The sequence below is a fragment of the Paenarthrobacter sp. A20 genome (assembly GCF_024168825.1).
In the GTDB taxonomy this organism is placed as follows: domain Bacteria; phylum Actinomycetota; class Actinomycetes; order Actinomycetales; family Micrococcaceae; genus Arthrobacter.
Map to the genome: position 1 here is coordinate 3561184 of NZ_JALJWH010000001.1, position 22273 is coordinate 3583456.

20 protein-coding genes are annotated in these 22273 nt (G+C 62.4%); 13 read left to right on the forward strand and 7 right to left on the reverse strand.

The annotated features are described in order from the left end of the window. The first annotated feature begins 30 nt into the window (after positions 1-30). The 12 genes from J3D46_RS16390 to J3D46_RS16445 all read left to right on the forward strand — a co-directional run bounded on the left by J3D46_RS16390 (position 31) and on the right by J3D46_RS16445 (position 11590). Positions 31-747 (forward strand): HAD hydrolase-like protein, encoded by a 717-nt coding sequence (locus J3D46_RS16390; RefSeq protein WP_253468222.1) that lies wholly within the window; start codon positions 31-33, stop codon positions 745-747. Beyond that, a complete protein-coding gene (locus tag J3D46_RS16395; RefSeq protein WP_062069713.1) occupies positions 734-1402 on the forward strand; it encodes a 1-acyl-sn-glycerol-3-phosphate acyltransferase in 669 nt (222 codons plus the stop codon). Before J3D46_RS16390 ends, J3D46_RS16395 begins: the two co-directional genes overlap by 14 nt. 62 nt (positions 1403-1464) lie before the next feature. Continuing rightward, positions 1465-3480, forward strand: a complete 2016-nt coding sequence (gene uvrC, locus J3D46_RS16400) for an excinuclease ABC subunit UvrC (protein WP_231341766.1) — start codon at positions 1465-1467, stop codon at positions 3478-3480. A 125-nt stretch (positions 3481-3605) separates the two neighbouring features. Beyond that, the gene (gene rapZ, locus J3D46_RS16405; RefSeq protein WP_159699769.1) at positions 3606-4529 is read left to right on the forward strand and encodes an RNase adapter RapZ; all 924 of its coding nucleotides are present in this window, start codon (positions 3606-3608) and stop codon (positions 4527-4529) included. Further along, positions 4529-5545, forward strand: coding sequence for a uridine diphosphate-N-acetylglucosamine-binding protein YvcK (gene yvcK, locus J3D46_RS16410; protein ID WP_253468223.1), 1017 nt, complete (start codon positions 4529-4531; stop codon positions 5543-5545). Before rapZ ends, yvcK begins: the two co-directional genes overlap by 1 nt. Positions 5546-5554: 9 nt before the next feature. Beyond that, entirely contained in the window at positions 5555-6535 is a 981-nt protein-coding gene (gene whiA / locus J3D46_RS16415) for a DNA-binding protein WhiA (protein WP_159699763.1), read from the forward strand. A gap of 173 nt (positions 6536-6708) precedes the next feature. Next, entirely contained in the window at positions 6709-7332 is a 624-nt protein-coding gene (locus tag J3D46_RS16420; RefSeq protein WP_231341768.1) for a superoxide dismutase, read from the forward strand. A gap of 271 nt (positions 7333-7603) precedes the next feature. Continuing rightward, positions 7604-8614 carry a type I glyceraldehyde-3-phosphate dehydrogenase gene (gene gap / locus J3D46_RS16425; RefSeq protein WP_089595055.1) on the forward strand — a complete coding sequence of 337 codons (1011 nt, stop codon included), beginning with the start codon at positions 7604-7606 and terminating at the stop codon, positions 8612-8614. A gap of 9 nt (positions 8615-8623) precedes the next feature. Further along, positions 8624-9850 (forward strand): phosphoglycerate kinase, encoded by a 1227-nt coding sequence (gene pgk, locus J3D46_RS16430; RefSeq protein WP_231341769.1) that lies wholly within the window; start codon positions 8624-8626, stop codon positions 9848-9850. Positions 9851-9925: 75 nt separating this feature from the next. Beyond that, positions 9926-10741 carry a triose-phosphate isomerase gene (tpiA, locus tag J3D46_RS16435; protein ID WP_231341612.1) on the forward strand — a complete coding sequence of 272 codons (816 nt, stop codon included), beginning with the start codon at positions 9926-9928 and terminating at the stop codon, positions 10739-10741. A gap of 36 nt (positions 10742-10777) precedes the next feature. Continuing rightward, positions 10778-11035 carry a preprotein translocase subunit SecG gene (gene secG / locus J3D46_RS16440; protein ID WP_017198454.1) on the forward strand — a complete coding sequence of 86 codons (258 nt, stop codon included), beginning with the start codon at positions 10778-10780 and terminating at the stop codon, positions 11033-11035. Between the two features lie 162 nt (positions 11036-11197). Further along, positions 11198-11590, forward strand: coding sequence for an RNA polymerase-binding protein RbpA (locus J3D46_RS16445; protein ID WP_231341613.1), 393 nt, complete (start codon positions 11198-11200; stop codon positions 11588-11590). Here J3D46_RS16445 and pgl read toward each other — a convergent pair. From pgl to tkt, 6 genes are read right to left on the reverse strand one after another with little or no spacing between them, the layout of a single operon-like run. After that, entirely contained in the window at positions 11543-12361 is an 819-nt protein-coding gene (pgl, locus tag J3D46_RS16450; protein WP_231341614.1) for a 6-phosphogluconolactonase, read from the reverse strand. The genes J3D46_RS16445 and pgl overlap by 48 nt on opposite strands. Continuing rightward, positions 12351-13292: a glucose-6-phosphate dehydrogenase assembly protein OpcA gene (locus J3D46_RS16455; protein WP_090821326.1), complete on the reverse strand. Its 942-nt coding sequence runs from the start codon at positions 13290-13292 to the stop codon at positions 12351-12353. Before J3D46_RS16455 ends, pgl begins: the two co-directional genes overlap by 11 nt. Continuing rightward, positions 13289-14845: a glucose-6-phosphate dehydrogenase gene (gene zwf, locus J3D46_RS16460; protein WP_253468224.1), complete on the reverse strand. Its 1557-nt coding sequence runs from the start codon at positions 14843-14845 to the stop codon at positions 13289-13291. Before zwf ends, J3D46_RS16455 begins: the two co-directional genes overlap by 4 nt. Before the next feature lie 15 nt (positions 14846-14860). Then, a complete protein-coding gene (locus J3D46_RS16465; protein ID WP_253468225.1) occupies positions 14861-16492 on the reverse strand; it encodes a glucose-6-phosphate isomerase in 1632 nt (543 codons plus the stop codon). A gap of 6 nt (positions 16493-16498) precedes the next feature. Further along, the gene (tal, locus tag J3D46_RS16470) at positions 16499-17617 is read right to left on the reverse strand and encodes a transaldolase (RefSeq protein WP_231341617.1); all 1119 of its coding nucleotides are present in this window, start codon (positions 17615-17617) and stop codon (positions 16499-16501) included. A 32-nt stretch (positions 17618-17649) separates the two neighbouring features. Then, positions 17650-19776, reverse strand: coding sequence for a transketolase (gene tkt / locus J3D46_RS16475; RefSeq protein WP_231341618.1), 2127 nt, complete (start codon positions 19774-19776; stop codon positions 17650-17652). A 428-nt stretch (positions 19777-20204) separates the two neighbouring features. On the opposite strand from tkt, the gene J3D46_RS16480 reads away from it, so the two are divergent. After that, positions 20205-21167: a heme o synthase gene (locus J3D46_RS16480; RefSeq protein ID WP_231341619.1), complete on the forward strand. Its 963-nt coding sequence runs from the start codon at positions 20205-20207 to the stop codon at positions 21165-21167. Between the two features lie 168 nt (positions 21168-21335). Here J3D46_RS16480 and J3D46_RS16485 read toward each other — a convergent pair whose 3' ends face one another. Then, positions 21336-21884, reverse strand: coding sequence for a TOPRIM nucleotidyl transferase/hydrolase domain-containing protein (locus J3D46_RS16485; RefSeq protein ID WP_253468226.1), 549 nt, complete (start codon positions 21882-21884; stop codon positions 21336-21338). Positions 21885-22273: the final 389 nt, after the last annotated feature.

Here is a 22273-nt window from a genome sequence, read left to right on the forward strand (position 1 = left end):
GCATGCCGCTACTCGTGAGAAACTAACCCGGTGACTCAAACAACGGTGCCCGTAATATTCGATCTGGACGGCACCCTTGTCGATCCTGCCGGCGGCATCACAGGGGGAATCTCTGTGGCCCTGCGTGAAATGAACCTCCCTGTACCGGATCAGGCGGTACTGAATTCCATGGTGGGTCCCAAACTCAGCGATTCCCTGCTGCATTTGGCCAAGGTCCCGGCTGACTTGGTTGATGAAACCATTGAGCGGTATCGACGCCACTACAAGGAAACAGGAATCGGGCAGAGCAAGCTTTATCCAGGCATTTTCGACCTCCTGGAATATTTCGCGGAATCCGGCCGGCCCGTGGCGGTGGCTACGCAGAAACCGCAGGCAATTGCTCGACTCGTCCTTGAGCACCACAAAATTGCCGATTTCTTCGTCTCCATCCGGGGAGCTGCCGACGACGAATCCCTGGGCGCCAACACCGCTTCGGGCAAGGTGGAAATTGTGGGCGCAGCGTTGGCGGACCTTCATTCCCAGCCGGCTGTAATGGTGGGGGACAGGCACCAGGACGTTGCCGGGGCCATGGCGAACGGCTTGGACTGCATCGGCGTCACGTGGGGATTTGCACCCGATGGCGAGCTTGAAGAAGCCGGTGCAGTGGCAGTAGTCGGCACCGCACTTGATTTGCGCACCAAAATTGAAGAACTTGACGCTGTCCGTGCGGCAGCCCTGAGCGAGGTACAAAACGATGGCAGTCTTTGATGCGATCCGGTGGACCACCCGGGGATTGATTTCCTCCACGTGCCGTCCCACGGTCATTGGGCTGGAGAACGTTCCCAAGGAGGGCCCGTTCATTGTCGCTCCGAACCACCTCTCGTTCCTGGACAGCGTCATCGTTCAGGCCCTGATGCCACGTCCGGTCGCCTTCTTCGCCAAGGCCGAATACTTCACCACCAAGGGCGTCAAAGGTGCCGTGATGAAGTCGTTCTTCGAAGCTGTGGGGTCGATTCCGGTTGAGCGCGGCGAGCAGGCCGCAAGCGTGCAGGCGCTCAAGACTTTGTTGGACATCCTCGAATCAGGCAAAGGCATCGGCATCTACCCTGAAGGCACCCGTTCCCGCGACGGGATCCTTTACCGTGGGCGGACCGGCGTGGGGTGGCTTGCCCTGACCACAGGCGCACCGGTAATCCCGGTAGGGCTCATCGGTACCGAAAAGCTGCAGCCCGCAGACAAGAACGCTGTCCGTCCCCAGCATTTCACCATGAAGGTCGGCGAGCCCCTGTACTTCGACAAGACCGGCCCTGACCATTCCCTGCCGGCCCGCCGTGAAGTCACTGACAAAATCATGGATGCCATTGCCGTGCTCAGCGGTCAGGAACGGTCCACCAGCTACAACCAGAGCAAGTCGGTCGACTAGCACCCCGGCTCTCCTGCGACGGGGTGGCCATGGCTGTCGTTCCGGTTCACTAGACTGGAATCGTGGCAGATCCAGCAAGTTACCGGCCCCAAACGGGTGAAATTCCCACCACCCCGGGCGTCTATCGATTCCGCGACCCCCACGGGCGGGTCATCTATGTGGGCAAAGCAAAGAACCTCCGGTCCAGGCTCAATTCCTACTTTGCCAACCCGGCCGGCCTTCTCCCCAAGACCCATGCAATGGTCCACGCAGCCAGCAGCGTCGAATGGACCATGGTGGGCAGCGAGCTGGAATCGTTGCAGCTGGAGTACACCTGGATCAAGGAATTCAAGCCACGATTCAATGTTGTCTTCCGTGACGACAAGACCTATCCGTACCTCGCCGTCACCATGGGGGAGAAGTTCCCCAGGGTACAGGTGATGCGTGGTGAGCGAAGGAAGGGCACCAGGTACTTCGGTCCCTACACCGCAGGCGCCATCAGGGAAACCATGGACACGCTCCTGCGGGTCTTCCCGGTGCGCAGCTGCAGCGCAGGTGTCTTCAAGCGCGCCCAGTCCAGTGGACGCCCGTGCCTCCTTGGCTACATCGACAAGTGCGCGGCCCCTTGCGTTGGCCGGATCACCCCCGAGGAACATCGTGCCCTCGCCGAGGACTTTTGTTCTTTCATGGGTGGGGAAGCCAAGCGCTTTATCGGCCGGTTGGAAAAGGACATGGCGGCGTCGGTAGCCGAGCTTGACTATGAGCGCGCAGCCGGACTCAGGGACGACATTATCGCCCTTCGTAAGGTCTTTGAGCGCAACGCCGTAGTTCTTGCCGAAGACACCGACGCGGACGTCTTCGCACTGCACGACGACGAACTCGAAGCGTCCGTGCAGGTCTTCCATGTCCGTGGTGGCCGGGTCCGCGGCCAACGTGGGTGGGTGGTGGAAAAGGTGGAGGACGCCACCACACCCGAACTCATCGAACATTTGCTGCAGCAGGTTTACGGCGAAGACAGCGACGTCCAGGGACGGATACCACGCGAAGTCCTGGTACCGGAGAATCCGAGCAACCATGCCGAACTCGCTGAGTGGCTTGGCGGGTTGCGAGGGGCCAAAGTTGACATCCGCGTGCCACAGCGCGGCGATAAGGCAGCCCTGATGTCCACTGTGCGCGAGAATGCCGAACAAGCCCTTAAGCTTCATAAAACGCGCCGGGCAGGCGACATCACGGTCCGGTCCGTTGCCCTTCAGGAGCTTCAGGAGGCACTGGAGATTCCTGTCCCGCTGTTGAGGATCGAGTGCTTCGATATCTCGCACGTGCAAGGCACCAACGTCGTGGCTTCCATGGTGGTAGTGGAAGACGGGCTGCCCAAGAAGGCCGACTACCGCAAGTTCTCCATCACAGGAGCGGCAGCGGCGGACGACACCGCTGCCATGCATGACGTCCTGACCCGTCGGTTCCGGCACTACCTGACGGACAAAGCCGCCCAGGTGCCCGTGGTCTCGGGCGAGATCGTCAACCCGACGCGGGCGGGCACCAAGAGCGTGAGTGAAGCGCCGCCGTCGGACCCTTCCATGCCCGCCCCCAAGGCAAAGTTCGCCTACCCGCCCAACCTGGTGGTCGTGGATGGCGGCCAGCCCCAGGTGAATGCCGCAAAGCGAGCGTTGGCCGGACTCGGCATCGATGATGTCTACGTGGTGGGCCTGGCCAAACGGCTGGAGGAAGTCTGGCTGCCCGACAGCGACTTCCCGGTAATTTTGCCCAGGACATCCCAAGGCCTGTACTTGCTTCAAAGGATCCGGGACGAAGCACACCGTTTCGCGATTACTTTCCACCGGCAGAAGCGCGGCAAGGCCATGACGGTCTCCGTCCTGGACGGCGTACCTGGCCTCGGCGAAGCGAAACGAAAAGCCCTGGTGGCACACTTTGGTTCGCTCAAGAAGATTAAGGCCGCCTCGGTCGAGGAACTCACGTCGGCAAAGGGCATCGGTCCCGCCCTGGCCGCAGCCGTGGTCCAGCATCTGGGTTCTGCGGATGCCAATGATGAAACTGTGCCGGTGATCAACATGACCACCGGCGAAATCCTTGAATCTTAGCTAGGGTAAGAACTTGGCCGTTGGCCGCATAAGCGGTCCGTGGCACGTGGACATGCCAGCAGTGCATGCCCTGCAGCAGGCACCACAGGCTGCAATGATCACTTCCGACGAAACGGGGACAACTGATGGATGAGGCAACGGCAGGATCCGGAACGGAGCAGGACGGCCTCACGCCCGTCAAGCCCCCGGAAGCGGAACTGCTGGTAGTGACCGGCATGTCCGGGGCGGGGCGCAGTACGGCCTCGGACGCCTTGGAAGATCATGGCTGGTATGTGGTGGACAACCTCCCACCGCAAATGCTGGGAACCCTGGCAGAAATTGTCTCGCATGCTCCGAAGTCGATTCCCAAGCTGGCCGTGGTGGTTGACGTCCGCAGCAAGGATCTCTTCACCGACATCCAGACTGCTTTGGGCGCGCTGAGCGCCAGTGGCATCACCTTCCGGGTGCTCTTCCTGGATGCCAATGACGACGTCCTGGTCCGCCGCTTCGAACAAGGCCGCCGTCCGCACCCGTTGCAAGGCGGCGGCAGGATCCTGGACGGCATCGGCATCGAGCGCGAGGTATTGCGTGAACTGCGTGAACATGCCGATGTCGTGCTGGACACCTCCGATTTCAACGTCCACGGCCTGGCGACGGCCATCACCGAACTGTTCAGCGACACCGGCCCGGTGACTCTGCGCCTCAACGTCATGAGCTTTGGATTCAAGTACGGGCTCCCGGTGGATGCCAACTTCGTGGCCGATGCCCGCTTCATTCCCAACCCGCACTGGGTTCCCAAACTCCGGCCGCACACAGGACTGGATGAGGACGTCAGCGACTACGTGCTGGCTGCCGATGGCGTACACGAGTTCGTGGACCGATATGTTCGGGCTTTGGAGCCGGTCCTGGACGGCTACCGACAAGAGAACAAGCACTACGCCACCCTGGCGGTCGGTTGTACTGGAGGCAAGCATCGTTCGGTGGCAGTCGCCGTCGAGCTTTCCAAGCGTCTGGCGCAGTATCCACGCGTGACAGTGACCACCACCCACCGAGACCTGGGACGCGAGTAGTGGGGGTCCTGACTGGACCGTTGCCCCTCATTCCGCCCAAGGGGGTACCCGGAAGCCAGCAGAAGAAGAGCCCCTCGGTGGTCGCCTTGGGCGGCGGCCACGGTTTGGCGGCCTCGTTGTCGGCACTGCGTTTGCTCACGTCGGAACTGACGGCAATCGTGACAGTAGCGGACGACGGCGGTTCGTCGGGGCGGCTCCGCGAGGAGTACGGCGTCCTTCCGCCAGGAGACCTGCGGATGGCGCTCAGCGCCCTGTGCGACGACACCGATTGGGGCCGGACCTGGCGCGACGTCATGCAGCACCGGTTCAACGCCGGTTCCGCCAAGGGCGGTTCGCTGGACCATCATGCCATGGGCAACCTGCTCATTGTGACGTTGTGGGAGCTGTTGGGAGACACGGTGGCCGGCTTGAAATGGGCAGGCGCACTGCTCGGTGCCCGGGGCCAGGTTCTTCCCATGTCCAGTGTGCCCCTCACCATTGAAGGCCAGGCCCGGATTGCGCTTCCGGCCGGCGGCCATGAACTGCAGACGGTTCGCGGGCAGGCAAAGTGTGCCGTGGCCGGCAAACTCGAAGACGTCCGGCTCCTGCCCGACGACGCTCCCGCCTGCACCGAAGCACTGACGGCCATCGAGCTCGCGGACTGGGTCATCCTTGGACCGGGCTCCTGGTACACCTCCGTCCTGCCGCATTTGCTGCTGCCTGAGCTGCGCCAAGCCCTCGGCGACACTGCCGCCAAGCGCTGCCTGACCATGAACCTTGACGTGGAAACCAAGGAAACCTCAGGCATGACAGCGGCCGACCATTTGGATGTCCTGCGCCGCTACGCACCTGAGTTCAGCGTCGACGTCGTCCTGGCGGATCCTGCTGCGATCCAGGATCTCAAGGCCTTTGAGAAAGCTGCTGGGATGATCGGCGCTGAAGTGGTGTTGGGTAGAGTAGGGGCGTCGAGGCGCCGCCCCGTCCATGATCCACTGCTGTTGGCAGCGGCGTACCACGATATTTTCGGGAACAGTTAGGAACACGCGATGGCACTTACTGCGTCGGTCAAGGACGAACTGTCCCGGCTGGACATCAAGAAATCTTCGGTCCGAAAGGCGGAAGTTTCAGCAATGCTGCGCTTTGCGGGCGGCCTGCACATCATCTCGGGACGGATCGTCATCGAGGCCGAAGTTGACCTCGCCTCCACAGCCAGGCGCCTCCGCGCGGCGATCGCCGAGGTCTACGGGCACCAGAGCGAAATCATCGTAGTCTCCGGCGGCGGCTTACGCCGGGGGAGCCGGTACGTTGTCAGGGTTGTCCGCGACGGTGAGGCCCTCGCCCGCCAGACGGGCTTGCTGGACGGACGTGGACGCCCGGTCCGCGGACTGCCCTCGGTGGTCGTCAACGGCTCGGCCGCAGACGCCGAGGCTGTGTGGCGGGGAGCATTCCTCGCCCACGGATCCCTGACAGAACCGGGTCGCTCGTCCTCGCTCGAGGTCACGTGCCCCGGCCCCGAATCAGCGCTGGCACTTGTTGGCGCCGCCCGTCGTCTTGGGATCCAGGCCAAGGCCCGCGAAGTGCGCGGCGTTGACCGTGTAGTGATCCGCGACGGAGACACCATTGCAGCCCTCCTGACACGAATGGGTGCCCACGATGCCTTGATGGTCTGGGAGGAACGGCGGATGCGCAAGGAAGTACGGGCCACCGCCAACAGGCTTGCCAATTTTGACGATGCCAACCTCCGCCGCTCAGCGCAGGCCGCCGTGGCGGCCGGTGCCAGGGTTGACCGGGCACTGGAGATCCTGGGTGACGACGTTCCGGACCATCTCAAGTACGCGGGGGAGCTCCGGGTAGCCCACAAGCAGGCAAGCCTTGATGAGCTTGGCCGCCTTGCCGATCCACCCATGACAAAGGACGCCATTGCCGGCCGGATCCGGCGCCTCCTTGCCATGGCCGACAAACGTGCAATGGATTTGGGTATCCCGGGCACTGAGGCAAATGTGACTCCGGAAATGATGGACGAATAGCGCACACCCATAGAATCGAAAAAGTGCGGAGGAAATACTGCAAGGCGGCCTCGGGTTGTTCCCGGTGGAGGCAAGAGCAGGTTTCTTCGCCAAGGATTTCCGGTCGGCCCGCTGGCCGGATGAAATAACGAGAGTTACCAACCGGACGACAGTCCACTACATTGGAGGATTTCGTGACAGAGTACGTTCTGCCCGAGCTCGGCTACGACTACGCAGCACTCGAGCCGCACATTTCGGCAAAGATCATGGAGCTGCACCACAGCAAGCACCATGCGGCATATGTTGCAGGCGCCAACAACGCCCTCTCCCAGCTGGCCGATGCCCGCGAGAAGGGCGACTACGCCAACATCAACCGTCTCTCCAAGGACCTCGCGTTCCACACCGGCGGACACATCAACCACTCCGTCTTCTGGAACAACATCTCCCCGGACGGTGGCGACAAGCCCGAAGGCGAGCTCGCAGCTGCCATCGACGACGCCTTCGGCTCGTTCGATGCTTTCCGTGCCCAGTTCAGCGCCGCTGCGCTTGGCCTGCAGGGTTCCGGCTGGGCTTTCCTGGCCTACGAGCCCATCGGTGGAAACCTGCTCATCGAACAGCTCTACGATCAGCAGGGCAACGTCGCAGTTGGCACCACCCCGCTGCTCATGCTCGACATGTGGGAGCACGCCTTCTACCTGGACTACGTCAACGTCAAGGCTGACTACGTCAAGGCATTCTGGAACATCGTCAACTGGGCGGACGTCGCCAAGCGCTTCGAAGCCGCACGCACCAACGCCACGGGCCTCATCGTCCTCTAGTTGGTGAGCCCCGGTTCACGCCGATGTAACAAAAGTCACTTTTTGCGTGAATTGGGGCCAAATGCTGGAAAGCCTGCCTCCGCAGTTGCGGGGGCAGGCTCAGTTAAACGTAAGATGGATCACGGAAGGCGGTTAGCCTTCAGCAACGTGGCTGGTCGCCCTCCGATCTGATAATCACCTCTGCCCAAAGACGTGCGGGGTCTGTTAGTTGGAAATTTTTAATCCGACTCACTAGGCGTGCTTGCAAGAGCACCAAGGAGATTGACACATAGTGACCACCCGTATTGGTATCAACGGCTTCGGCCGCATCGGCCGTAACTACTTCCGCGCAGCACTGGCCCAGGGCGCAGACCTTGAGATCGTCGCAGTCAACGACCTCACCAGCCCCGAGACCCTCGCGCACCTCCTGAAGTACGACTCCGTCGGTGGACGCCTCGCCCAGACCGTGGAAGTTGTCGATGGAAACCTGGTAGTCGACGGCAAGTCCATCAAGGTCCTTGCCGAGCGCGATCCCGCAAACCTCCCCTGGGGTGAGCTTGGAGTGGACATCGTGATCGAGTCCACCGGTTTCTTCACCAAAGCGGCTGCCGCCCAGAAGCACATCGACGCAGGCGCCAAGAAGGTCCTCATTTCGGCACCTGCCAGCGATGAAGACATCACCATCGTGATGGGCGTCAACCACGAGCTCTACGACCCCGCAGCGCACAACATCATCTCCAACGCGTCCTGCACCACCAACTGCCTCGGCCCCCTGGCCAAGGTAGTCAACGATGCCTTCGGCATCGAGCGTGGCCTCATGACCACGGTCCACGCCTACACGGCCGACCAGAACCTGCAGGACGGCCCGCACGGCGATCTCCGCCGTGCCCGTGCTGCTGCCATCAACATGGTGCCCACCTCCACAGGTGCTGCCAAGGCCATCGGCCTTGTCCTGCCGGAACTCAAGGGTAAGCTCGACGGCTACGCCATCCGCGTTCCCGTCCCCACTGGTTCCGCCACGGACCTCACGGTCACTGTTTCCCGCGAAGTCACTGTCGAGGAAGTCAACGCAGCCGTCAAGGCCGCCGCTGAGTCCGAGCAGTTCGCCGGCATCCTGAGCTACACCGATGCACCCATCGTGTCCTCGGACATCGTTGGCGACCCGGCTTCCTCGATCTTCGACTCCGGCCTCACCAAGGTCATCGGCAACCAGGTCAAGGTTGTTTCCTGGTATGACAACGAGTGGGGTTACTCCAACCGCCTCGTAGACCTCACGGAGCTCGTCGCATCCAAGCTGGGCTAGGGTAGACACATGACATCTCACACCCTCAACGAACTCATCGCTGAAGGTGTCCGCGGGCGGTACATTTTGGTCAGAAGTGACCTGAATGTGCCGCTCGACGGCTCTACAGTGACCGACGACGGCCGAATCAAGGCCTCCCTTCCGGTCCTCAAGAAGCTCTCGGACGCCGGTGCCCGTGTGCTCGTAACCGCCCACCTGGGACGCCCCAAGGGTGCCCCCGAAGACAAGTACTCCCTGAAGCCCGCTGCGGCCCGCCTGGCGGAACTCGCAGACTTCAAGGTAGAGCTTGCCGCAGACACAGTGGGGGACTCCGCCAAGGAGCTTGCCGCTGCCCTGCAGGACGGCGAAGTGCTCGTCCTGGAGAACGTCCGCTTCGATGCCCGCGAAACCAGCAAGGACGACGCCGAGCGCGGCGCCTTCGCTGATGAGCTGGTAGCCCTCACGGGAAGCAACGGCGCGTTCGTGGACGACGCATTCGGCGCGGTCCACCGGAAGCACGCCAGCGTCTTCGACGTCGCAACCCGGCTGCCCTCATACCTGGGCGATCTTGTCCACACCGAAGTTGAGGTTCTCCGAAAGCTCACAACGGACACACAGCGTCCCTACGTGGTGGTTCTCGGCGGCTCCAAGGTCTCTGACAAGCTGGCAGTCATCGACAACCTGCTCGGCAAGGCCGACACCATCCTTGTGGGCGGTGGCATGCTCTTCACCTTCCTGGCCGCAGCTGGCCACAAGGTCGCTGGCAGCCTCCTCGAGGAAGACCAGATCCCCGTTGTTCAGGATTACCTCAAGCGTGCCTCTGCTGCCGGAACGTCCTTCGTGATCCCCACGGACGTTGTGGTGGCGAGCCGCTTCGCAGCCGACGCTGAGCACGAGGTCGTGAAGGCCGAGGCCATTGAGGACAGTGCTTTCGGCGCTTCCGGCATCGGCCTGGATATTGGGCCCGAATCTGCCTCGGCATTCGCAGCTCAGATCGAAGGGGCCAAGACTGTTTTCTGGAACGGTCCCATGGGCGTGTTCGAATTCGAAGCCTTCTCCGCTGGCACTCGTGCCATTGCACAGGCCCTGACGGACACGGTTGCCTTCACTGTGGTCGGTGGCGGCGACTCCGCTGCTGCTGTGCGGACGCTCGGGTTCGAGGACTCGCAGTTCGGCCACATCTCTACCGGTGGTGGCGCCAGCCTGGAGTACCTTGAAGGCAAGGAACTTCCCGGCTTAAGCGTTCTGGACCGCTAAGCACCAATCCGGCCGGCAGGACGCCAGTGCGTCCTGCCGGCCGTTCCATATCTCAACGCATTCTTTGGAGTTCATGTGACTACCTCTGCCAACGGCAATTTTGTCCGCAAGCCCTTCATCGCAGGCAACTGGAAGATGAACATGGACCACGTCCAGGGCATCACCCTGCTGCAGAAGCTCGCCTGGACGCTGTCCGACGCGAAGCACGACTACAACCGTGCCGAAGTCGCTGTGTTCCCACCGTTCACCGACCTCCGCGGCGTACAGACCCTGGTGCAGGGCGACGAGCTCGATGTTGTCTACGGCGGCCAGGACCTCTCCCAGTTCGACTCCGGCGCCTACACCGGCGACATCTCCGGCCAGTTCCTGAGCAAGTTGGGCTGCGCATACGTCCTGGTTGGCCACAGTGAGCGCCGCACGATTCACAACGAGTCCGATGACGTCCTCAACGCAAAGGTGAAGGCTGGATTCCGTCACGGCGTCACTCCCGTTCTTTGTGTCGGCGAAGGCCTCGAAGTCCGCCAGGCCGGTACCCACGTGGAGCACACGTTGGCCCAGCTTCGCGCCGGCGTCGAAGGGCTCACGGCCGAGCAGGCCGCCGAACTCGTCGTTGCCTACGAACCTGTCTGGGCCATCGGCACAGGGGAAGTTGCCGGTCCGGAGGACGCTCAGGAAATGTGCGCAGCCATCCGCGCGGAGCTTGCCGAACTCTTCGACGAGTCAGTCGCCGCGAAGACCCGGCTACTGTATGGCGGCTCCGTTAAGGCCAACAATGCTGCCGCCATCATGGCTGAAAGCGACGTTGACGGATTGCTCGTGGGTGGCGCCAGCCTGGACCCCGCTGAGTTTGCTAACATTGTCAGGTTCGAGAGCCACCTCGTCACGGACTAGTCCGGCTCCCGTTTTCCGCTTCTTCGAAAGGCCGTCGTGGACGTTCTTCAAGTCATTCTGCAGATCCTGCTGGGCATCACCAGCCTTCTGCTGACGCTGCTCATCCTCCTGCACAAAGGGCGTGGCGGCGGTTTGTCCGACATGTTCGGTGGCGGTATGAGCTCCGGATTGAGTTCGTCCGGGGTAGCCGAGCGCAACCTTAACCGGTTCACCATCATTCTGGGCATCACGTGGGGTGTTGTCATCATCGGCCTTGGGTTGATCATGCGCTTCACCTCAGGCGGCGACTCCTAGTCATCCCCAAAAAGGGGAGGTTCCTTGACAGGAACCTCCCCTTTTTTGCCCTGAGGCACCAATGTCTGGTGCCGTCGTCGAACACTCGCATTAGACTGGGCGTGTTGGCCGCAAGGCCCACGGGCCGTGAGGGCCGACCACCGAGTCGCTAGGGGTTCGAAAATGGTTCATGGCACGCCTGGTTATCGGGGCACCCGCGTAGGTGTAACCCAAGGTTCCGCTCCGAGGAATCAAAGCGACCACGGCGCAGGTGAACAACTGCCGCGTATTCGGGTTCCCTATTGGTGCTCCAAGGGACACGAGACGCGGCTTGTTTTCCTTAAGCTTCCCGACGATCAAATACCCATGAACTGGGATTGTCCGAAGTGCGGCTTGCCCGCGTCGCGGGATCCTGGCCATCCCGCCTCAACAAGGCCGGACGAACTCTTCAAATCCCATTTGGACTACGTTAAAGAGAGACGCTCCAACCAAGACGCCGAAGCGGTCCTGGCTGGAGCGTTGGAGCGGTTACGCGCCCGCGGGGTCCTTCCGGACCAGCTGCTGGGGGACGCGTGAGGCTGCATTCTCGTCGATAAGCCACAGGGTCCTCGCGCGGCCGGCGGGACCTGCCGCCGGGACCTGGACCGGGTTGGCACCAGCCAAGGCCAGGCCGACTGCCCCAGCCTTGTCCTCACCGGCAACAACCATCCAGATTTCCTGGGCGGTGTTGATGGCCGGCAGTGTCAGTGAAATGCGCGACGGCGGCGGCTTGGGAGAGTTTTCAACCCCCACCACGGTGCGCTCCTTCTCACGAATGCCGGCCTGCTCGGGGAACAGCGACGCTACGTGGGCATCCGGACCTACGCCCAGAAGAAGGATGTCGAAGCGGGGTAGAATTCCGGCTTGCTCGGGCCGGTCATCAGAGGTGTCGGCGGCGTGCTCGGCCTCGGCCGCTCCTTTGAGTTCTTCAGCGTAGGCTGCAGCAGCTTCCTCCGCGGTGCCGAACTGGTCCGTTGATCCGGGCTCGTGAATCCGGGAAGGATCCACCGGCAGGTGGGCCAACAGGGCGTGATGTGCTTGGCGCGTGTTCCTGTCATCACTGTCTGCGGCAACAAATCGCTCGTCACCCCACCAGAAATTGACCTTCGACCAGTCGACTGCAGGGGCAGCAGCAGAGTCGGCTACTGCCTTCAACGTACCAATGCCAACGGTTCCCCCAGTGAGCACCACCGTCGCTTCGCCGTGCTTGTCCTGGACATCCACGAGCTTGGTGATGAGACGCGCCGCAATGGCGGCCATCAACACCTTGGAATCGGGGTGGATGCTTACTCTTGGCTCAGCGTGCACTGGTCTGGACTCTCCTTTGGCTGGTAAGTGGCAGTCCCATCGTAATCACTTCTCCGAAGACTTCGTCCGGATCGAGCCGGCGGAGTTCTTCAGCGAGGCAATCCTTCAGGCTCCGGCGCGGGAGCGTGATGCGCTGCGCCGGCTGTCCGGGCTGCGTCAGCTCCGCCACGGACAAGCCGGGGCGGAACAGCTGCACGTCGCCGCTGGCGCGGGTGAGGCGGACTCGGCGGATGCCCGTGCCGGCAGGATCTGCCACGATCGTGACAGGAGCCTGCAGGGCAAGGCTCAGCCAGGCGGCAAGCAGCAATGTGCTGGGGGAGTCGGAGGCGCCTTCAACGGCAACGGCCGACACGGGGTCCCCGTCCACCTGGTCGAAGACTGCTGCGAGTTGCATGCGCCAGTTGGTCAGGCGGGTCCAGGCGAGGTCGGTGTCGCCGGCCTTGTACGTGGCGCGGATGTTCTCCAAGGCCCGGCGAGGGTCCGGTTCGTTGGCTGAGTCCGTGATGCGGCGGTGCGCGATCCGGCCGATGGAGGTTTCACAGGCGCTTTCCGGGGCGCCGTGCGGCCACCAGGCCACGATCGGGGCGTCCGGCAGGAGCAAGGCCGCGACCAGGGATTCGCTTTCGTGGGCCATGTGGCCGTGGCCTCGCAGCACGATGACCTCGGACGCGCCGGCGTCCCCACCGACACGGATTTGCGCGTCGAGCCGGTCCGGGCCTTCAACGCCGGCGTCGGCCAGGACAATGATCCGGCAGGGGTGTTCCCGGCTGGCCTCATTGGCTGCCTCGATGGCTTCTTCTTCCTGCCCGGACTTGGTCACCACCACCAATGTCAACACACGACCCAAGGCGATCACACCGCCTTGCTCGCGCAGGGACATGATCTTCTTGGAAATCTTGGAGGTAGTGGTATCGGGAAGATCTACGATCATGGCCTTCTCCAGGTTCGTCCGTCACGGGCCAGCAGGGCATCGGCCGACGCCGGTCCCCAACTGCCGGGTGCGTAGGGTTGCGGTTGTTCATCCAGCCCGGCCCAGTACTCCTCGAACGGGTCCAGGATCTTCCAGGACAGCTCCACTTCCTGATGCCGTGGGAAGAGCGGCGGCTCACCCAACAACACATCCAGGATGAGCCGTTCGTAGGCTTCGGGGCTGGACTCGGTGAAGGAGTGGCCGTAGCCGAAGTCCATGGTCACGTCACGGACTTCCATCTGCGTGCCCGGGACCTTGGACCCGAACCGGATCGTCGCGCCCTCGTCGGGCTGGACCCGGATCACTACGGCGTTCTGGCCGAAGTCGTCCTCGCCGTGATCACGGAACAGCAGGTTCGGTGCCCGCTTGAACACCACCGCGATCTCGGTCACGCGCCGGCCCAGGCGCTTACCCGCGCGCAGGTAGAACGGCACACCATTCCACCGCCGGGTATTGATATCCACCCGGATCGCCGCGAACGTCTCGGTCTTCGAATCAGCCGGGATACCGTCCTCGTCCAAGTAGCCCAGGACTTCCTCGCCGCCCTGCCACCCACCGGTGAACTGACCCCGCGCCGAATGCGTGGACAGGTCATCGGGGAGCTTGACCGCGGCCAGGACCTTTTCCTTCTCCGCCCGCAAATCATCGGCATTGAACGAAATGGGCTCTTCCATCGCCGTCAACGCCAGCAACTGCAGCAAGTGGTTCTGGATCACGTCACGGGCAGCGCCCACGCCGTCGTAATAGCCTGCACGGCCACCCGTGCCGATGTCCTCGGCCATGGTGATCTGGACATGGTCCACGTAGTTGGCGTTCCAGAGCGGTTCGAACAACTGGTTCGCGAAACGCAACGCCAGGATGTTCTGTACCGTCTCCTTACCCAGGTAGTGATCGATCCGGAACACTGCATCAGCCGGGAACACCGATTCCACAATGTCGTTGAGCTGCCGGGCTGACTCAAGGTCATGCCCGAACGGCTTCTCGATCACCACACGCCGCCACTGGCCCGGCTTGGCCTGCGCCAGGCCGTGCTTGGAGAGCTGCCGGCAGACCTGCTCGAACGCCTTGGGCGGGATCGACAAGTAAAAACCATGGTTCCCGCGGGTACCACGGGTCTCATCCAATTCATCGAGGACATCACCGAGGCGCTCGAAAGCGTCGTCGTCGTCGAACTCGCCCCGGACAAAGCGGATACCGGAAGCGAGCTGCTCCCATACCGCTTCATCAAACTTCGTTCGCGCGTGGGCCTTGACGTTTTCCTTGACCTCCGCCGCGAAATCCGCGTTGTCCCAGTCGCGGCGGCCGAAACCGACCAAAGCAAAACTCGGAGGCAACAACCCACGGTTCGCGAGGTCATAGACCGCGGGCATGAGCTTCTTACGGGCAAGGTCACCGGTAACTCCGAAGAACACCAACGACGACGGCCCGGCAATACGGTTCAGGCGCCGATCCCGCGGATCCCGCAAAGGATTCCGCAAACCGGCGTTCTTCCTGCCGTTTTCAGTTTCTGGCATGTTTGTTTCTGTGCCTTAGCTTTCGAGTGCGCTGGCCTGGTTGGCCAAAGCAGCGACGACTTCCTGGAGCTGCGATACGCCTGCTGCACGCTCGGTGAGGTGCAAGCGCAGTACGGGGCGGCCATGGCCTTCCAGCACCTGGGCGTCGCCCGAGGCCTGTGCGGCGATGAGCTGCCCGAACGTGAACGGACGCTCAGGGATTTCGAGGTCGGTGGATGATGCTGCAGTGATCTGCAGGAAAACTCCGATGGCGGGTCCACCCTTATGGAACTGGCCGGTGGAGTGAAGGAACCGCGGACCCCAACCGAACGTCACAGGACGGCCGCTGACAGCCGCGAGTTCGTCCCGGATACCTTCGAGCGGAGCGTGCGAAATGCGGTCCAGGTAGGCCTGGACACTCAAGTAACCATCCGTGCCAAGCTGGCTGAGCAGTGCCTGCACAGCCTCCGTGGCAGTCGACGCGGAGCCGAGCCACTCACCGCCACGAACTTCCACAGCGCCGTCCGTGAAGGCAGCCGGGGTGGGTTCGGGGCGGGCATCCAGCAGGCCGCGCGCAGCCACCTTCGCGGCTTCAACGTCGGGCTGGTCAAAGGGGTTGATGCCCAGCAGTCGACCCGCTACCGCGGTGGCGAATTCCCACACAAACATCTGGGACGGCAGGCCCCCGGCGATTGCCACTTCGTTGTCACGGAGTTCGACGTCGGCATCGGCGCCTACCAGCCGAACCACCAACACGTCATCGGCCCCGTTCAGGGCTTCCGGAGAATCGGGGCCGGCGACCACCGGAAGAACGCCGGTGCCCAGCTTGCCGGTGGATTCGGCGATGAGCTGCTCGGCCCAGTCGGCGAAGCCCACAATCCCGGAACCGTCTTCAGCGATAACGATCTTGTTGCGCAGCGGGCTGGTACCGCCCAGGGCAATGCCCAGGGCTAGTCCGATGTTGTCAGCAGAATCTTCGTTGAGGATCTCCGCCGCTTCTTCTGCCTCATCAAGGAAAGCCTGGATGTCCACACCGGCCAGCCCACAGGGGACCAGGCCGAAAGCCGTGAGTGCCGAGAAGCGTCCGCCAACGTTGGGGTCAGCGTTGAACACGGCACGGTAGCCTGCCTCGCGGGAGGCCTTGTCCAGGGGCGAACCTGGATCCGTGACGATGATGATCCGGCTCTTGGCATCAATTCCGGCGTCGTTGAACGCTTTCTCAAACACCCGTCGCTGGGAATCCGTCTCAACAGTGGAGCCCGACTTGGAGGAAACGACGATAGCCGTCTCCTCCAGTCGGTCATTCAAAGCAGCGCTGACCTGTTCAGGATCAGTGCTGTCCAGCACAGTCAGCTCGACGCCGGCAGTACCGGCAATAACCTCGGGAGCCAACGAAGACCCACCCATGCCACAGAGGACAATGCGGGTAACTCCTTCGGCGTGGAGGGCATCACGAAGTTCCAGAATGTCCCCGACCAGAGCCTGGGACACCGTGGCCGCTTCTACCCAGCCGAGACGGATCGCAGACTCGGACTCCGCATCAGACCCCCACAACGTGTGGTCCTTGGCAAAAATCCGGGTTGCAATCTTGTCTTCGACCAGACCGTCAATGTGCTGGGCGATGGCCTGCTGGGCGGCACCGCTGGCGTCGTAGCTGATTGTGCTCATGGTGGGTTAGGAAGCCTTCCGTGCGGTGGCGAGTGCGCCTTCGACGTCGGCCAGGAGTTCCTTCCAGGAGCCCACGAACTTCTCGAGGCCTTCGGTCTCAAGGAGCGTTACGACGTCGTTGTAGGAGACACCGAGTGCTTCGAGGGCGTTGAGGGTCTCGTTCGCTTCGTCATAGGTGCCGGTGATGGTGTCACCGGTAACTACGCCGTGGTCGAACGTGGCATCCAGTGTCTTCTCCGGCATCGTGTTGACCACGCCGGCGGCGACGAGTTCCGTCACGTAAAGGGTGTCCGGGTAAGCCGGATCCTTGACACCGGTTGAGGCCCACAGGGGACGCTGGGGGAGGGCACCGGCTTCGGCCAGCACGGCCCAGCGCTCGGTGGAGAACAGCTCTTCGTACACCTGGTAGGCAAGGCGTGCGTTGGCAACGCCTGCTTTGCCCTTCAGTGCCTTGGCTTCATCGGTGCCGATGGCGTCAAGGCGCTTGTCGATCTCAGAGTCAACGCGGGACACGAAGAACGATGCCACCGAGTGGATCGTGGAGAGGTCGTGACCGTTTTCCTTGGCCTGCTCGAGGCCGGACTGGAAGGCGTTGATGACCGCGCGGTAACGCTCCAGGGAGAAGATCAGGGTCACGTTGACGCTGATGCCCTCGGCCAGGGTTGCCGTAATGGCTTCCAGGCCCTCCAGGGTTGCCGGGATCTTGATGTGGACGTTGCCCTTGTTGACCTTCGCGTAGAGGTGCTTGGCCTCGGCGATGGTACCGGCGGTGTCCCATGCGAGGCGGGGATCCACCTCGATGGAGACCCGGCCATCCACACCGTTGGTGGCGGCGGCGATCGGCGCGAACAGATCGCAGGCGTCGGCCACGTCCGTGGTGGTGATTTCGAAGATGGTCTCTTCAACGCTGGCACCGGCGGCCGCCTGGGCGGCGATGGTGGCATCGTAGTCGGTGCCTGAGGTGATGGCGGCGTGGAAGATGGACGGGTTGGTGGTCACACCAACTACGTTCTTTTCGTCGATGAGCTTCTGCAGGGTGCCGGTGTCCAGGCGGGTGCGGGAAAGGTCATCGAGCCAGATCGATACGCCGGCGTCAGAGAGCTGCTGCGTGGGAGTGCTAGACATGTGTTTTTCTCCTGTGAGAGGGGAGCAGACTGTTATGCGTTGGCGTCTGCGAGGGAGTCTTTGGCTGCGGCGGCGACGGCTTCGGCCGTGATGCCGAATTCGTTGAAGAGCCGCTTGTAGTCTGCCGATGCGCCGAAATGTTCCAGGGAGATGGAGCGGCCGGCGTCGCCGACGAATTCGCGCCAGCCCAGTGCCAGGCCGGCCTCAACCGAAACACGGGCCTTCACGGAGGCGGGGAGCACGGACTCGCGGTAGGCCTCGTCCTGCTTGTTGAACCATTCAACACACGGCATGGACACAACGCGCGCTGCGATGCCTTCAGCCTGAAGGGCTTCGCGGGCCTGGACTGCGAGCTGGACTTCCGAGCCGGTCCCGATCAGGATGACCTGCGCGTCGACGGTTTCGCCGTCCTTGGAGGCTTCAGCCAGGACGTATCCGCCCTTGGCCACACCGGCGGTGGAACCGAACGTGTCACCAGCGGCTTCACCTTCGCCGCGGGCGTACGTGGGGATGTTCTGGCGGGTCAGGACAATGCCCGCCGGGTTCTCGTGGTTCTCCAGCATGACCTTCCATGCCGCAGAGACCTCGTTCGCGTCACCGGGACGGACAACGTCCAGGCCCGGAATGGCACGCAGGGAAGCGAGCTGCTCCACCGGCTGGTGGGTGGGGCCGTCTTCACCCAGGCCGATGGAGTCGTGCGTCCAAACGTACAGGGACGGGACACCCATCAAGGCACCCAGACGGATCGCCGGGCGCTGGTAGTCGCTGAAGATCAGGAACGTGCCGGAGAAGGCGCGGGTGCGGCCGTGCAGGGAGATACCGTTCACGATCGACGCTGCAGCGTGTTCACGGATACCGAAGTGCAGGACACGTCCGTACGGGTTGCCCTTCCAGGCGTCCGTGGAACGCGACGTCGGGATGAACGACGGCGAGCCCTCGATGGTGGTGTTGTTGGACTCGGCGAGGTCGGCCGAACCACCCCAGAGCTCAGGGAGGACCGGGCCGATGGCGTTCAGGACCTTACCCGAAGCCGCGCGGGTGGAAACGTCCTTGCCTGCTTCGAATACGGGCAATGCCGCGTCGATGCCCACGGGGAGCTTCTTCGCTTCAACGCGTTCCAGCAGGGCGGCGGCGTCCGGGTTGGCGGACTGCCATGCCTCGAACGAGCTCTGCCACGCAGCGCGTGACTCTGCACCGCGGTCCAGGACCTTGCGGGCATGTGCCAGGACTTCCTCGTCTACGTCGAAGGACTTGGCCGGATCGAAACCGAGGACGGTCTTCAGTGCTGCGACTTCTTCGGCGCCCAGGGCGGAACCGTGGATCTTGCCGGTGTTCTGCTTCTTCGGCGCCGGGTACCCGATGATGGTGCGCAGCGAAATGATGGACGGCTTGTTCGTCTCTGCCTTAGCAGCGAGCAGTGCTGCGTAGAGTTCCTGGACGTCTTCGACGTAGTCGCCGGTCTTGGTCCAGTCAACGCGCTGGGTGTGCCAGCCGTAGGCCTCGTAACGCTTCAGGACGTCTTCGGTGAAGGCGATGTCGGTGTCGTCTTCGATGGAGATGTGGTTCTCGTCGTAGATCACGACGAGGTTGCCCAGTTCCTGGTGTCCGGCGAGCGAGGAGGCCTCGGAGGTCACGCCTTCCTGGAGATCGCCATCGGAGGCGATGACCCAGACGGTGTGGTCGAACGGCGATTCGCCGGCGGGAGCATCGGCGTCGAACAGGCCACGCTGGCGACGCTGTGAGTACGCGAAACCAACAGCGGAGGCCAGGCCCTGGCCCAACGGGCCGGTGGTGATTTCCACACCGGCAGTGTGCTTGTACTCGGGGTGGCCCGGGGTCAGTGAACCCCAGGTACGCAGTGCCTCAAGGTCCTTCAGTTCCAGGCCGTAACCGGACAGGAACAACTGGATGTAAAGGGTCAACGACGTGTGGCCAGGGGACAGGATGAACCGGTCACGGCCAATCCAGTCCGGGTTCTTCGGGTCATGGCGCATCAGCTTCTGGAACAGCAAGTATGCTGCCGGAGCCAAGCTCATCGCCGTACCAGGGTGGCCGTTGCCGACCTTCTCCACGGCGTCAGCGGCCAACACGCGAACGGTGTCAACTGCCTTCTTGTCCAGATCGGTCCATGACAGTTCTTGCTCTTCCAAATGTGGCACGAAAACCGAGCCCCTCTCTGTGCTGACGGCAGGCGTACGGACACGGCACGCAGGAAGCACAGGATGGCGCCCGCTGCAATGTGTCTACCAGCCGTTCACCATTGAAACGTTGATCTCTCATCCAGACGCACGGATATCCAAGAATACGGTTTCCCGGATCGTCAACGTGTGCTGATCTGCTCAACAGCTTAGCCCCAAACGTGTCATGGAACTCAGGGAATCCCACTAACTGGACAGAAATTCCCTTATATGAATCACGATGGCCTGTCAGGGGAGTGAAGATTCGGAAACATTGACGTATTTTGCGGACATCGGAGCACTTCCGGCCACGGTATGATATTTGGAGGCCACCAGCGGTACATGCTCCCGCGTTTGCTTTCGAAAACCGGGACGGCAGCCGCTGTGAGAACCCCAGAGCATAGAACAGAGTGACTGCCGCCGTGAGCACAACTGATACGCCCCTTAACGCGTCCCCGGCCCGGGGAAGCATCGGAATTTCCCGTAAGTTGAAGGCGTATCTGGCACTGACGAAACCACGTGTCATCGAACTGCTCCTCGTGAGCACACTGCCCACCATGATCTTCGCCCAACGCGGATTCCCGTCCATCGGATTGATCCTGGCAACGCTCGTCGGTGGCGCTTTCGCCGCGGGGAGTGCGGGTGTCTTCAACTGCTACATCGACCGCGACATCGACAAACTGATGCACCGTACCGAGAAGCGTCCGCTGGTCACCGGTGAAGTAACGCCTCGCGAGGCCCTCGTCTTCGCTTGGATTCTTGGCGCGGCGTCGATCGCCATCCTGTGGTTCGGCGCCAATCCCCTGTCCGCCTGGCTCGGCCTCGGCGCCATCGTCTTCTACGTGGTCATCTACACCATGATCCTGAAGCGACGGACCGCCCAGAACATTGTGTGGGGCGGAGCAGCCGGTTGCTTCCCGGTCCTGATCGCATGGGCCGCTGTCACCAACACAGTCGAGTGGCCCGCCATCGTGCTCTTCATGGTGATCTTCCTGTGGACGCCGCCGCACTACTGGCCCCTGTCCATGCGGTATGGCGAAGACTACCGCAACGCCAAGGTGCCAATGCTCGGCGCCATCGCCGGCGCAAAGGTGGTCTCGGTGCAGGTTGTCCTCTACGCCTGGGCCATGGTTGCCTGCTCGTTGCTGATGGTGCCCGTTGGTGGGGCTGGCTGGGTCTACACGGTCGTCGCCGTTGCCGCCGGGGCCTGGTTCCTTTACGAAAGCCACGCCCTGTACAAGCGCGCACAGGGTGGCGACGTCTCTAACAAGGGCGCCATGAAGGTCTTCCACGGCTCCATCAGCTACCTGACGCTGCTCTTCATCGCACTGGCCGTTGACCCGTTCATTGGCTCAGCGATCGTGGGCGGCTAGGTTCCCCGAACCCCCAAGCAACAACGTTCGACGCCGGTACTCGCCACTTTGTTTTAGTGGTCAGTGCCGGCGTCGCGCTTTTACCCTCACGCCACGGACGCTCTCTCACCTCCCGCGGGCTTGAGCCCTACGCTCTCTCACCTCCCGCGGGCTCCAGAGCGTCCCGCGTCACCCCGCAAATGATTCGACGAGACGCGCCAGCGGCGGGGGTGCTTGCCCAGCATGGAGCGCCTCGATAAGCAGGGGTGCGTAACGTACCTTGTTGCCGCTGCGGCCTCCAAAGAATCGCTGCAGTTGCGCTGTTACGGGCCGTTCGCGAAGCGATGGCTGGCGTTGAAGGAGCCGAAATGACGCCAGCTCGCCTTGAGCTTCGATGACCTCGAGCACAGCGTCGGTTCCCAGGCATCGGATGAGTTCATCCTCCAGATCGGCATCACATACCTGGAACCCGCGCTCTTCCAACGGTCCGGATCCGATACCGGCGCGGATAAGCGCACGGGCTATTCCTTGGGACTCCCCGGCATCACATAGACCAAGCAACCTATGGCCGGCCCCCTTCGGCCCGTAGCGGTCGAGGAAGTGGATGATGCTGGTAGCTCCACCCATTGGGACGATCTGCACATGTTCTTCCGCCAAGTCATGGCCAAGTCGAAGGGCCAGCGCCTGGACCGCCACACTGTCACTTTCGCCCTCGACCAACACCGTTGTGGTTCGCATTGGACCAGTATGGGGGATGCCGGCAGCAAAGCGCCTTGACGCGCTTTGCTACCTAGAAGGCCCGTTGCAGCACCTAGTTCCGGACTCCGGGCACCTAATTCCTGTCCAAATGCCACCTAATTTGCGGAAAAGTCATCTAGGTGGTGCCGTGCGCAACCTAGTGTTCGTGATGGAACAGAGCTGTTCCGCGCCGCACGAGCATTGGGGAAAACAGTGAAAGCACTCCTGCGTACAGCCGGGATTCTGACGGTTGCTTCGGCTTCGGTCTTGACCGGAGTGACCGCCGCACAAGCCGCACCGGCTTGCTCCACGGCCCGCGTATGTCTCTACGACAATTACTGGTTTACGGGGACCTCCAGGACTTTCGGTTGGGTCACCTACAACGTAGG